The 12,302-nt window shown below is 74.5% G+C and carries 9 protein-coding genes; 6 read left to right on the top strand and 3 right to left on the bottom strand.

Annotation, left to right across the window (positions count from 1 at the left end):
- Position 1: 1 nt before the first annotated feature.
- Together ACFY30_RS10540 and ACFY30_RS10535 are read left to right on the top strand one after the other, a co-directional pair.
- Positions 2-577, top strand: coding sequence for a hypothetical protein (locus ACFY30_RS10540; protein WP_390844779.1), 576 nt, complete (start codon positions 2-4; stop codon positions 575-577).
- A 291-nt stretch (positions 578-868) separates the two neighbouring features.
- Complete coding sequence (locus ACFY30_RS10535; RefSeq protein WP_390844778.1) at positions 869-3,496, top strand: LacI family DNA-binding transcriptional regulator; 2,628 nt, start codon at positions 869-871, stop codon at positions 3,494-3,496.
- A gap of 8 nt (positions 3,497-3,504) precedes the next feature.
- Here ACFY30_RS10535 and ACFY30_RS10530 read toward each other — a convergent pair whose 3' ends face one another.
- Positions 3,505-4,548 (bottom strand): threonine aldolase family protein, encoded by a 1,044-nt coding sequence (locus tag ACFY30_RS10530; protein ID WP_390844777.1) that lies wholly within the window; start codon positions 4,546-4,548, stop codon positions 3,505-3,507.
- Positions 4,549-4,555: 7 nt separating this feature from the next.
- A complete protein-coding gene (locus ACFY30_RS10525; protein WP_390844776.1) occupies positions 4,556-5,212 on the bottom strand; it encodes a TetR/AcrR family transcriptional regulator in 657 nt (218 codons plus the stop codon).
- Between the two features lie 101 nt (positions 5,213-5,313).
- Between ACFY30_RS10525 and ACFY30_RS10520 the strand changes: the two genes are divergently transcribed.
- Positions 5,314-6,192 (top strand): hypothetical protein, encoded by an 879-nt coding sequence (locus tag ACFY30_RS10520; protein ID WP_390844775.1) that lies wholly within the window; start codon positions 5,314-5,316, stop codon positions 6,190-6,192.
- 38 nt (positions 6,193-6,230) lie between these two features.
- On the opposite strand, the gene ACFY30_RS10515 is transcribed toward ACFY30_RS10520, so the two are convergent.
- On the bottom strand, positions 6,231-6,986 hold the full coding sequence (locus ACFY30_RS10515; RefSeq protein WP_390844774.1) for a DUF429 domain-containing protein: 756 nt from the start codon (positions 6,984-6,986) through the stop codon (positions 6,231-6,233).
- Between the two features lie 233 nt (positions 6,987-7,219).
- Here ACFY30_RS10515 and dacB point away from each other — a divergent pair, with 233 nt between their 5' ends.
- The 3 genes from dacB (at position 7,220) to ACFY30_RS10500 (ending at position 11,972) form a co-directional block, all read left to right on the top strand.
- Entirely contained in the window at positions 7,220-8,584 is a 1,365-nt protein-coding gene (gene dacB, locus ACFY30_RS10510; protein ID WP_390844773.1) for a D-alanyl-D-alanine carboxypeptidase/D-alanyl-D-alanine-endopeptidase, read from the top strand.
- Between the two features lie 189 nt (positions 8,585-8,773).
- Entirely contained in the window at positions 8,774-10,471 is a 1,698-nt protein-coding gene (locus ACFY30_RS10505; protein WP_390844772.1) for a SulP family inorganic anion transporter, read from the top strand.
- Between the two features lie 64 nt (positions 10,472-10,535).
- Positions 10,536-11,972 carry a PP2C family protein-serine/threonine phosphatase gene (locus ACFY30_RS10500; protein WP_390844771.1) on the top strand — a complete coding sequence of 479 codons (1,437 nt, stop codon included), beginning with the start codon at positions 10,536-10,538 and terminating at the stop codon, positions 11,970-11,972.
- Positions 11,973-12,302: the final 330 nt, after the last annotated feature.

Here is a 12,302-nt window from a genome sequence, read left to right as displayed (position 1 = left end):
GATGGTGCGAAACAGGACGGTCTTGGTGACCGCCGCTCTCCTGACCGCCACGCTGGGCGCGGCCGCGGTACCCGCCGTGGCCGCGCCGGCCGCCGCCCCGCGGGCGGCGGCCGCCTGTCCCACCGGCTGGGGCAGTCTCGACAAGACGGACTGGTCCAGCACGTCGGGCGAATACATCACGAACGCCCGGACCGGCCGCCACGACTGTTACGACCGGTTCGTCGTCGACGTCCCGGGCGCGGACGCCGACCAGCTCGGGTACACCGTGCGCTACGTCGACCAGCTCATCCAGGACCCGACGGGCGACCCGATCCCGGTCGCCGGCGGCGCCATCCTCGAGGTGATCGTGAGGGCGCCGGCCTACAACCCCGAGACCGGCACTCCCACGTACCCCGGCCGCGCGGGTCAGCCCCTGCCCGGTGTGAACCTCACCGGGTACCGCACCTTCCGGGACGCGAAGTTCGCGGGCAGCTTCGAGGGGCAGTCGCAGTTCGGGCTCGGGGTACGTGCCCGGCTGCCCTTCCGGGTGCTGCAGCTCGACGGCCACCTGGTGGTGGACGTGGCCCACACCTGGTGAACCACCCGTCCGCGCCCGCGCCGCCGCCTGACCGGCGGCGCGGCCGGCGCATCCGGCAGTGTCACCCGAGGCCCGTCCCCGTCCGCCGCGTCTGCACCCCGTCCCCGTCCTCCCCGTCCGCGCCCCGTCTCCGCACCGGACCGCCGCACCGGCGGCCCCGGCCGAGACGGGGCGCGGCGCCTTCCCGCCGGCCCCGGCGGCCGCCGAGCGCCCTGAAGGCAGCCGCCGTTCGGCCAGGCCGCCCGGATCCGCTCCCTTGACGGCCCCCATGGGAGCGGCAACAATCCCGGCATGGATGTGACCGGTCACAGGAAGCGCTCCGCGAGCCTCCACGATGTCGCGACCGCCGCCGGAGTCTCCTGCCGGACCGTCTCCCGAGTGATCAACGGCCACCCCGGCGTCCGCCCGGCCACCCGGGAGCGCGTGCTCGCCGCCGTCACCGGGCTGGACTTCCGGCGCAGCGCCACCGCCCTCGCGCCGGCCCGCGGGCGGCGCGTCCCGCAACGCCTCACCGTCGACCTCGCCGACTCCGAGGGTCCGGTGCTGCACGGCGCCAACGGCGCGCTGTACGGGCTCAGCGACGACGGCGTCCCCTCCGACGCCGTCCTCGCACCCCTGAAGATCACGACGATCACCCAGAAACCGGAGGGCGGCGCCCAGCACCCCAACGGCGACGCGCTCACCGTCGCGGCGTCGTTCTTCCGCAACGGCGGCGGCGAGATCTACGTGCTGCTGCAGGACGTCCACGCCGCATGGCCGTACGAGGACCTGGGCATCGACGACTATCTGCCCCGGGTGGACGCGGTCGTCCGGGAGGTGGCGGCGCGTGCGGACCGCGACCGCTTCGTCCACGTCCCGTTCAACGAGCCCGACCAGATCTGGTACCACCTCGACGTCGCCGACCGGGCGGAGTACGAGGCCGGCCGGGACCGGTTCCTGCGGGACTGGAAGACGGTGTGCCGACGCATCCGCGCGATCGATCCGGACGCGAGGATCGCCGGTCCCAACGAAGCCGCCTTCCACGCACGGCTGCTGACCGATTTCCTCGCCTTCGCCCGGCGCGAGGACGTGCTGCCGCAGGTGGTGACCTGGCACGAGCTGGACTCCTCGTCCCTGCGGGACTTCCAGGCCCACTACGACGCGTACCGGGCGATCGAGCGGGACCTGGGCATCGCGCCGCTGACCGTCGGCATCGACGAGTACGCCAACCGCCGTGACCTCTCCGTACCGGGCCAACTCGTGCAGTGGGTCTCGATGTTCGAGAGGAACAAGGTGTACGCCAACCAGGCCTACTGGGACGCCGCGGGCGACCTCAGCGGCAACGTGGCGCGGGGCGGTGTCCCCAACGGCGGCTGGTGGTTCTTCCGCTGGTACGCCGGCCTGACCGGCGACACCGTCCGGGTCACGCCGCCGCAGCCGCACACCGTCGACACCCTCCAGGGCCTCGCCTGCCTCGACCCCGCCCGCCGCCAGGCCCAGGTGCTGCTCGGCGGTTCGGCCGGGGACGCCGACGTCGTCGTACGGAACGTCCCCCCGGCCGTCTTCGGCCGTACGGTCGTCGCGACCGTCGCCGAGGCCGCCTGGTCCGGGTACGAGGGGGCGCACCCGGCGCCGCGTGTCCTGGCCCGGACCAGGGTGCGGGTGGCCGGCGACGGTTCGGTGACCGTCCCGCTGCGCGGCCTGCGCCGGATGTCGGCGTACCGGATCGTCCTCACCCCGGCCGGACGGGGCACCCCGGCCCCCGTCCCGGTCCCGTGGTCGGCGTCGTACGAGGCCCAGGACGCGGCCGTCACCGGCGGGCGGGTCCGCACCCAGGGCACGGTGAGCGACCCCAACGGCTACGCGGCCTCCGGGACGAAGACCGTCGGCTCGCTCGACTCCCTGTCCAGCAAGGTCGACTTCACGGTGTCGGTCCCCGCGGACGGCGGCTACGACCTGGCGATCCTGTACGGCAACGGGTCCGGCGGCCCCGCCACCCAGCGGCTGTCGGTCGACGGCGGCGCCCCGGTCACGGTCGTCTGCCCGTCCACCCAGAACCGGGCGCACACCGGCAGGAAGGACCTCCGGGTCGAGCTGTCGGCCGGTCCGCACGTCCTCACCCTCGCCAAGGGCGACGGCGAGGTCACCCTCGACCGCCTCGACCTGACCGCGCGTACCGGTGCCCCGTCCGCCGTGTACGAGGCGACGCTGGCGGACGTCGGCGGCGAGCCGTCGTACGACTACTCCTCGTCGGCCGGGGCCGGCACGGGCGCCCTGTCGCTGCGCGGAGGCGACCGGGCGGTCTTCGACGTGTACGCCCCGCGCGACGGCTACTTCGCGGTCGTGGCGCGGGCCTCGGCGGCCGTGGAACTCGCCCTGCACGGCGAGACGGTGACGGCGGAGCCCGGCCGGCCCCTGCGGCTGTACCTCGCGGCGGGCAACAACCGTCTCACTGTCACGGCCGGGCACGCCCGCGTACGTTCCCTGGACGTCTCCGGCGACGGCTCGGCGGCCGGCACCCTCTCGTACGGGGCCGCCGACGCGGCCCTCACGGGCGGGGCGCGGCTGGTGGAGTGCGTCCACGCCCGTGGCGGACGCCGCGTCACGGGGCTCGGCAACGGCCCCTCCGGAACCGCGCGGTTCACCGTGGACGCGCCCAGGGCGGGCCGCCATCTGCTGGTCGTCCACTACGCGCACGACGACCGGCGCGACAACGGCCACGCCTACAACACCGACATCGTCTCCCGCACGGCGGACATCACGGTGGGCGCCCGCGATCCGCTCCGGGTGACCTTCAAGAACACCTGGAGCCCGGACGACTTCTGGACGCTGGCCGTCCCCGTCGACCTGGAAGAGGGCCACAACACGATCGCCTTCGGGAACGCGGACGGCGCCGCCCCGGACATCGCCCGGATCGAACTGGGCCGGGTCGTCGGCTGACCCGCCGCTCAGCCGGTGTGCCGGCGGACGGCGTGCAGCAGGCCGTCGACGTCCTGCTCGGTGGTCGCGAAGGAGGTGACGAAGCGGGCGACGCCCGGCTCCCAGCGGTCGTGGTAGAAGACGTAGCCGTCGGCCAGGAGTGCCTCGGTGACCGGCTGGGGCAGACGGCAGAAGACGACGTTCGCGTCGGGGACGCCGAGCAGGTCCACCCCGGGCAGCGCCTTCAGCCCGTCCTGGAGGCGGGCCGCCATGGCGTTGGCGTGCGTCGCGTTGCGCAGCCACAGGCCGTCGGTCAGATAGGCGTCCAACTGGGCCGCGTGGAAGCGCATCTTGGCGGCGAGCTGGCCCGCCCGCTTGGTGCGGAAGGTGAGTTCGGGGGTGAGGGAGCGGTCGAAGACCACGATCGCGTCGGCGGTCATCGTCCCGTTCTTGGTCGCGCCGAAGGACAGCAGGTCGACGCCGGCCCGCCAGGTCAGCTCGGCGGGGGTGCAGCCGAGCGCGGCGACGGCACCGGCGAACCGGGCCCCGTCCATGTGCAGCCGCAGACCCGCGTCCCGGGTGAGGGAGCCCAGGGTCCGGATCTCGTCGAGGGTGTACACGGCCCCGGTCTCGGTCGCCTGGGTCAGGCTCACCACCGAGGGCTCCACGCTGTGCACGTCCCCGGCCTTGTGCCGTACGGCCGCCCGCAGTTCGCCGGGGTCGATCTTCGCGTCGTCGCCGCCGAGGGGGACCAGCTTGGCACCCGCGGTGTAGAACTCGGGGGCTCCGCACTCGTCGTTGTTGATGTGGCTGTCCCGGTGGCACAGCACGCTGCCCCAGGGCGGGGTCAGTGCGGCCAGGGACAGGGCGTTGGCGGCGGAGCCGGTGGAGACGAGCAGGACGTCGACGTCGCGTTCGAATATCTCGCCCAGCCGGCGCCGGACGTCGGCGGTGAGGTCGTCCGCGCCGTACGGACGGGCCTGGCCGGTGGCGGCCCGGGTCACGGCCTCGACGATCTCCGGGGAGGCGCCGGCGGTGTTGTCGCTGCTGAAGATGCGGGCGGGCGTGGTCATGGGGTCCTCAGGGGGTGTCGGCGGCGGCCGCGGGGTCAGCGGCCCGGATCAGCTGGCGCAGGGCGCCGTAGAAGACGTCGTGCCGGGTCACGGCGGGCACGACGGCGGTCAGATGGCCCGTCAGCACCGGGAAGTCCGCAGGGTCGAGCGCGGCCAGCGCGGTGCGGGTGAGTGCCTGGGCGGACCCGGGGTCGCGGTGGTCGACGAAGCTGGCGCTGCCGAGGGTCAGCAGGTACATCCGGCGGTAGGCGGCGATCGCCTCCTCGGCCGTCAGACCGGCCGCGAGGCTGTCGGCGAGCTGCGGCTCCACGAGCCGGGCGAGCAGGTTCACGCCGAGCCAGGGGCGGGCTCCGCGCAGCACGAGCAGGCCCGGGTGCGCCACGAGCAGCCGGTACAACGCGCTGAACCGGGCCTCGGTGGCCGTCGCCCAGTCGGTGCCCGGCGCGGGGTCGGGCAGACGGGCGGCCAGATGGTCCAGGCACAGGTCGAGCAGCCCGGCCAGATCGGTGCAGCGGCGCTGGAGGGAGGCCAGGGAGATGTCCAGGCGCGCGGCCAGGGCCCGGAACGTCAGCGCTTCCGGGCCGCTCTCGTCGATCAGGACAAGCGCGGTCTCGGCGATCCGGTCCGGTGTCGCACGGTCCAGGGCGGGGGAACGGCGGGGCATACGGGTCACTGTACGGTACGCCGTATCGTTCCGGGGAGGCGAATCTCGGCCGTTCGGCCGCACGGGGGCAACGTTCCGGCCGTTCCGGTGGTCTTCCCTGCATGTCCCAGATACTCGACGGCCGAGGCGTATCAGCGGGCTTCGACTCCGACGCCGTCCACATCACCCGCTCCGGACGCCGGGTCGACATCCCGCTCGCGGCGGTGCGGGAGGTCCGGGCCGCCGGGGCGCGGGTCGTGGAGATCGTGCTCACCGACGGCACGGCGCACCGCGTCGAGGGCGCCAACCCGACGGCCACCGCCGCGTTCGCCGCCGCCCTGACCGCCGTACTGCCCGAGGAACGGGACCCGGCGGGCGGCGCGCGGTTCACCGACACGCGGACGCCGCCCGACCGGTTCCTCCACGGGATCATGGCGTTGCTCGCCGTCCTCGCGCTCGCCTACGTCGGATACGCGGTGTGGGTGGCCCTCACCCACGGCACGCGGGTCCTGGGGGTGATCGTCGGCATCCTGCCGCTCGGGGCCGGCGCCGTCCTGCTCGTCTCGGGCGTCGCGGAGGCCCTCCGCCGGATCGTGCTGGGCCGGCGCGGCATCACGGTGCTCGCCGAGGCCGTCGGCAAGGAGGGCAAGAAGACGGTGTACCGCTACACCGACGCCGACGGTGAGGTCCACCGGTACGCGTGCAGGCGCACGCTCCAGCGCATCCAGCTCGCCTACGACCCGGCCGCTGCCGCTGCCGGAGCGGCCCGTGCCGCTGCACGCGGCGAGCGCCTCCGCGCCGGCGGCGCCCAGGCCGGCGAGCAGGACGGAGCGACGGTCCACGCTCCGGGAGAGGACGGGCGGCCCGGGCCGGCCCGTCCGGCCGGGGAGGCGGAGGGGCGCCGCACGGCGGCGGCACACGGGTCCGCGGGCGGAGAGAGTCCCCGCTGCCGGCGGTCCCGTGTCGTCCCCATGGACGACATCATACCCCTGGGGGTATGAAAGCGGGCTCCGGCGGAAAAGGCGCCCACCCGTGCGGACTACCCCGGCGCCCCGGCACCGGTCCACCCCGCGGGCCGCAGCCGCTCCAGCGTGCCGGGGGCGGGAATGTGGATCCACCCCTCCACCCGGGCGGCCTCGGCGTCCTCGGGCCCGGGCGCGGTGGTCATTCGCAGTTCGACCGCCCGCGCCACCAGCGCGCAGACCAGCGCGTCATAGGCGTCCCGGCTGGCGGCACAGACGCGCCGGGCGTCGTCGGGAACCTCCAGCCAGGGCGCCGCGGCCGTCAACTCGTCCACCGTGCCGAGCGGAAGGCCCCACTGGTGGCGGGCGGCGGCGGGGTACACCTCGGCGATCGGGCCGGCCCCGCCGCGGTCGACGGGCCGGCCGAGCCCGGCGAGCAGCGCCTGCAGCCGGGCCCAGCGGGCCGCCACCGCACCGAGCTTGTCGAAGGAGACCGACAGCGGGGGTCTGGGCGCATGACGTGCGGCGAACAGGTCGGTGCGCCGGTAGCGCAGGGCCAACAGGTCGTCGTCGCCCCGGGCGTCGCGGCCCGGCCACCGGGGGCTGCGCCCGGCATGGGCGGACACGGCCTCGACGAAGGCGGCGGGCCAGCCGAACGGGCAGTCCACACCGGCCCGGTCCTTGGCGCCGAGCGCGGTGAGCAGGTGCAGCAACTGCTCGTCGCCGCATCGGAGGAGCGGGGTCCGGACGACGGCCCGCTCCGCCGACCAGTCGACGACGACGGCGGCGGTACGGCGAGGACGGGCGGAGAGATCGACGCCCAGCGTGTGCATGCCCTCAGCATGCCGCGCCCGGGCGGAGAAACGCGATCACCCTGTCATGTGATCCGCACCGGGAATTCACGCCGCGGACGGGGCGTGAATTGCGGCTCGCTGAAAAGCATTCAATTCCCGGCGCAGACACATGTGTTGCCTGTGGAGCGCTTGTGACCGGTGATAAAGTGCCGCCGCGTTCTTCTGCGCAACCCCCCACCGAAAGTCATGAACTCCCCATGTTCGAAACCCCCATGAGTGACATGAACGCGGAAAGCCCCGCCCCGTCCCTCGTTCCCGGCGGGCGGCGCCGGCATCGCCGGGTGAGGCAGAGCGGCGGGGGTGTGCGGCGCGCGCTCGTGCTCGCCCTGGCCGTGCCCGTCGCCTCGGTGGCGCTGTCGGGCCCCTCGGCCTTCGCCGTCGACAAGGGCATCGGCACGACGGCCAAGGACACCGCGGAACCCGGCCCGGACGACCAGCACATGGTCACCAACCTGGAGAGCCGGGTCGTCGACCAGAGGCTGGGCTCCCAGGTGAGCGGTGTGGTCCTCGACGCCGAGTCGGACGCCACCCTGTGGGACCACGACGGCGCCACCGCGCTGATGCCGGCCTCCAACGTCAAGCTCGCCACGGCGACCGCCGCGCTCACCGTCCTCGGCCCGGACCACCGGTTCACCACGAAGGTCGTGTACGGCGACGGCACGCTGACCCTCGTCGGCGGCGGCGACCGGACCCTGACCACCGCCGACCTCGCCGAGCTGGCGAAGGCCGCGGCCGACGGGCTCAGGGCGGCGGGGCTTGCCTCGGTGAAGGTCGCCGTGGACGACAGTCTCTTCCCCGAGCCGACCCTGGCCGACGGCTGGAACACGGACTACTACCCCGATTCCGTCGCCCCGGTGCGCGCCCTGGTCGTCGACGGGCACGGAGTGCAGGACACCTCGCTCGACGCCGGGCAGGTCTTCGCCGGGCAGCTCACCGCGAACGGCGTCACCGTCGCCGGGGACGTCACCCGCGCCACGGCGGGCCCGCACGACGTACCGGTCGCCCGGCACCGGTCGGCGCCGCTGTCGGACGCCGTCCGCACGATGCTCAAGAAGAGCGACAACGACATCGCCGAGACCCTGCTGCGGATGACCGCCCTCGGCGCGGGCCGCCCGGCCACCTTCGAGGGCGGCACGGAGGTGGTGCGCCAGGTGCTGAGCCGGCGCTACGGCGTCTCCCTCACCCGCTTCGAGATGTACGACGGCAGTGGCCTGTCCCGAGCCGACCGCATCCCCGCGGCCACCCTCGCGCAGATCCTCGAACTGCTCACGGAGGAGCGGCACGCCCGCACCCTCGGCTCCGTCCTCGACGGTCTGCCCGTGTCCGGCGAGGCCGGCAGCACCCTCGGCCCGGAGTGGGGCCGCTTCGACGACGTGAACTCCCGGTGCGCCGTCGGCAAGGTGCACGCCAAGACCGGCACCCTCACCGGGGCCATCGCGCTGAGCGGCCTCACCCAGGGCAAGGACGGCAAGTGGAAGGTGTTCTCCTTCATCGAGAACGGCTCCACCGCCGCCCCGAACGACATCAAGGACGCCATGGACGGCCTGGCGGCGACCGTCAACGGCTGCTGGGCCTGACGGGCGCGCGTCCCGGCGCGGTGACCGCTCCGTCTATCATCGTCGTCACCCGAGGTACGTCCGGGCGGGCGGGACGGTGGAGAACGGCAGCGGCGAAGGGCACGGTGCCCCGGACGGACCAGGGCACCGGGCAGATCCGGGAGCGCCGCGCCCAGGGCGGATGCCGACGGCGTCCGCAGAAGGAGGTCCATGTCGCACGCCCCGTCGCGGCTGCGCCCGCTGCCCGGGCTCACCGTGCTGGCCCACTACCGCCGTGCCTGGCTGCGCGGCGACCTGCTCGCCGGGGTGACCGTGGCCGCGTATCTGGTGCCGCAGGTCATGGCGTACGCGGGGGTGGCCGGGCTGCCGCCGGTGGCCGGACTGTGGGCGATCCTGCCGGCGCTGGGCCTGTACGCGCTGTTCGGGTCCTCCCGTCTGCTGTCGGTGGGCCCGGAGTCGACGACCGCCCTGATGACGGCCACCGTGGTGGGCCCGCTCGCCGCCGGTGATCCGGCGCGCTACGCCGGCCTGGCGGCCGCGCTGGCCGTCACGGTGGGTCTGCTGTGTCTGGCGGCGTGGGCGCTGCGGCTGGGCTTCGTCGCGGACCTGCTGTCCCGGCCCGTCCTCATCGGCTATCTGACGGGCGTGGCGCTGATCATGATGGTGGACCAGCTGCCCAAGCTGACCGGGGTGGACACCTCCGGTTCGGGCTTCTTTGCGCAGCTGTGGTCCTTTCTGCGGCACCTGACGGACGTTCACCCGGCCACCCTGCTGTTCTCCGTCGTCACACTCGCGCTGTTGTTCGCCGTGCAGCGGTGGCTGCCGAAGGTGCCCGGGCCGCTGCTGGCCGTGGCGCTCGCCACCGCCGTGGTGGCCGCCTTCGGCCTCGACGACCGCTACGGCCTCAAGGTGATCGGCGACATCCCCTCCGGCCTGCCCGGGGCGGCCGTGCCGGACCTGTCGGACCTGCCGCGGCTGGTGCTGCCCGCGGTGGGCGTGCTGCTGGTCGCCTACACCGACTTCGTCCTCACCGCACGCGCGTTCGCCGGACGGGAGGCCGAGGGCCCGCAGCTCGACGCCGACCAGGAGTTCCTGGCGCTGGGCGCGGCCAACCTGGGCGCGGGCGCGCTGCACGGCTTCCCGGTCAGCAGCAGCGCCAGCCGCACCGCCCTCGCGTCCTCGGCGGGGGCCCGCAGCCAGGCGTACTCGCTGGTCGCGGGTGTGGTCGTGCTGGCCGTGCTGCTGTTCCTCGGCCCGCTGCTGGCCCATACGCCGTCGGCGGTCCTCGGCGCGCTCGTCGTGTACGCCGCCGTCCGCATGATCGACCTGGCGGGCTTCCGCCGGCTGGCCTCCTTCCGCCGCCGCGAGCTGCTGCTCGCCCTCGGCTGCCTGGCCGGGGTCCTGGCCCTGGACATCCTGTACGGGGTGCTGGTCGCCGTCGGCCTGTCGGTGGCGGAGCTGCTGACCCGGGTGGCCCGCCCGCACGACGCCGTCCAGGGGCTGGTGCCGGGTCTGGCCGGGATGCACGACGTCGACGACTATCCGCAGGCCCACACGATCCCGGGGCTGCTGGTGTACCGGTACGACTCGCCGCTGTTCTTCGCCAACGCGGAGGACTTCCGGCGCCGTGCGCTGTCCGCGGTCGACACGCAGCCGGACCCGGTGCGGTGGTTCGTCCTGAACGCCGAGGCGAATGTGGAGGTCGACATCACCGCGCTCGACGCGGTCGACGAGCTGCGCCGCGAACTCGCCCGGCGTGACGTGGTGTTCGCCCTCGCGCGGGTGAAGCAGGATCTGCGGGACGACCTGGACGCCTACGGACTGACGGAGTCCGTCGGCGAGGAGCGGATCTTCCCGACGCTGCCGACCGCGGTGGCCGCGTACCGGGAGTGGCGCGGCGAGGAGTGAGCGCTCCTCTCCCGCTTGATCACAACTTCCTTCCCGGCCTCACAACTTGACGCGCCATCATATAGTGGCCGACTACGCGTGGTGTTCCGTTGTCCCCGCCGCGCGGCCGTCCCCCCGGAAAGGCACGACCCTGCGGAACGACCCGCGCAGCCGCGGCTCCGACTCACCCGACCCCCTGCCCTCGCCCCGCCGGTCGGCGTTCTCCCCCGCGGCCGACGTCATCGGCTCGGAACTCGATCTGCGGCTGACCGGCAGCCATGTCGTGCACGCGCTGACGCCCGGGTTCTGCGACGCGGCGTCGGTGTACCTGCTGGAGCGCTGGCGCCGCGAGGAGGACGCGCACACCGCCGCGGATCCGCCCCGTGTCGAGGCGCGCCGGCTGGCGCTGCGGGTGGGGCCCGGGGCGGCCGAGGACTGGGAAGGGGTGCTGCCGGTCGGCGAGATGGTGTCCTTCCCCCGCGACACCCCCTACGCGCGGGCGCTGGCGGCGGGGCACGCTCAGGTGCTCGACAAGGTGGACCCGTACATGGCCGAGCGGCTCGTCGCCTCCGGCGGCGGCGAGGCACGCGCCGGCGATCTGCGGTGCGTCGCGTCCTTCCTCGTGGTCCCGCTGCGGCTGCGGGGCGTTGCGATCGGCTTCCTGACGTGCACCCGCGGGGCGGGGCGGACACCGTTCCGGCCGGCCGACGTGGCCGCCGTGGAGGCGCTGGCCGCCCGGGCCTGTGTGGCCCTGGACAACGCTCGCCGCTACGAGCGCGAGCGCCGCACCGCGCTGGCCATCCGGGACAGTCTGCCGCCGGGCCCCGCGCAGAAGTTCGAGGGCTGTCGCATAGCGCACGGCTGTCTCCCGGCCGGGAAGGGCAGCGTGGTCGGCGGCGACTGGTACGACGTGCTGCGCCGGCCCGGCGACCGGGTGGGTCTGATCGTCGGGGACGCCATGGGGCACGGCCCGGAGTCCGCCGTGGCGATGATCCAGCTGCGCACCGCCCTGCGCACGCTGGCCGGGCTCGACATCCCCGCGGCCGAAGTCATCCGGCGGCTCGACGCGCTCGCCAGCGAGACCCCGGGGGCCTCGTTCGCGACCTGCGTGTACGCCGAGTGGGACGCGCGGGAGCGCACCTGCGCCCTGGTGGGAGCGGGCCACCCTCCCCCGCTGCTGCGCGGCCCGGACGGCCGCACCTCACCGGTCGCCCTGACCGGCGCGGGCCTGCCGCTCGGCCTGGGGGCGGGCAGCTACGAGCCGACGGTGCTGACCCTGCCGGAACCGGCGCTGCTCGCGCTCTACAGCGACGGGCTGGTCGAGTCGCGGGACGCCGACATCGACCAGGAGATAGGCCGGCTCGCGCGCGCCCTGGACGAGGACGCGTCGGAGCCCGCCGATCCCGGCGACCCGGGCGCACTGCCCGCTCTGTGCGAACGGCTGCTGCACCTGCCGTCGGGTGCGGCCGGCACCGACGACCGCACGCTGCTGCTGGCCGAACTGACCCCGGCCGCGGGCTGATCCCGCTCCCCGGACACCGCACGCCGCCTTGCCCCTCCGTGTCCCGGACACCGCGGCGACGCCATGGAAGTGCCCTGGAAGGGAGCCGTGGGGCGAGCCTCGTCCGGCTCGCCCACGCCAGCGGCGGCCACCCGGAACCCGTCCGCCGCCGGCTCGTGGACCCGCTGTTCGGCGAGGACGGGCTTCGCCCGGGTGACGACGGCTCACGGACCACGACGTCGATGCCGGATCGAGCGGGTGCGCCGCCGACCGCTTCCCGCGCCCCGGCTCCGCCCGTCCCGCGACACCGGCCGGGCGGCCCGCCGGTCACGGCTTCGAGATCACGGCTCA

Source organism: Streptomyces sp. NPDC000345, from assembly GCF_042898825.1.
In the GTDB taxonomy this organism is placed as follows: domain Bacteria; phylum Actinomycetota; class Actinomycetes; order Streptomycetales; family Streptomycetaceae; genus Streptomyces.
Note: the sequence above shows the minus strand (reverse complement) of the source record. Positions and strands in the feature narration are given on the sequence as shown.

Excerpts from the sequence above, each read along its gene's own strand:
- dacB (WP_390844773.1), top strand. The coding sequence starts at position 7,220 with ATGAGTGACATGAACGCGGAAAGCCCCGCCCCGTCCCTCGTTCCCGGC.
- ACFY30_RS10530 (WP_390844777.1), bottom strand. The coding sequence starts at position 4,548 with ATGACCACGCCCGCCCGCATCTTCAGCAGCGACAACACCGCCGGCGCC.
- ACFY30_RS10540 (WP_390844779.1), top strand. The coding sequence starts at position 2 with ATGGTGCGAAACAGGACGGTCTTGGTGACCGCCGCTCTCCTGACCGCC.
- ACFY30_RS10515 (WP_390844774.1), bottom strand. The coding sequence starts at position 6,986 with ATGCACACGCTGGGCGTCGATCTCTCCGCCCGTCCTCGCCGTACCGCC.
- ACFY30_RS10505 (WP_390844772.1), top strand. The coding sequence starts at position 8,774 with ATGTCGCACGCCCCGTCGCGGCTGCGCCCGCTGCCCGGGCTCACCGTG.
- ACFY30_RS10520 (WP_390844775.1), top strand. The coding sequence starts at position 5,314 with ATGTCCCAGATACTCGACGGCCGAGGCGTATCAGCGGGCTTCGACTCC.
- ACFY30_RS10525 (WP_390844776.1), bottom strand. The coding sequence starts at position 5,212 with ATGCCCCGCCGTTCCCCCGCCCTGGACCGTGCGACACCGGACCGGATC.
- ACFY30_RS10535 (WP_390844778.1), top strand. The coding sequence starts at position 869 with ATGGATGTGACCGGTCACAGGAAGCGCTCCGCGAGCCTCCACGATGTC.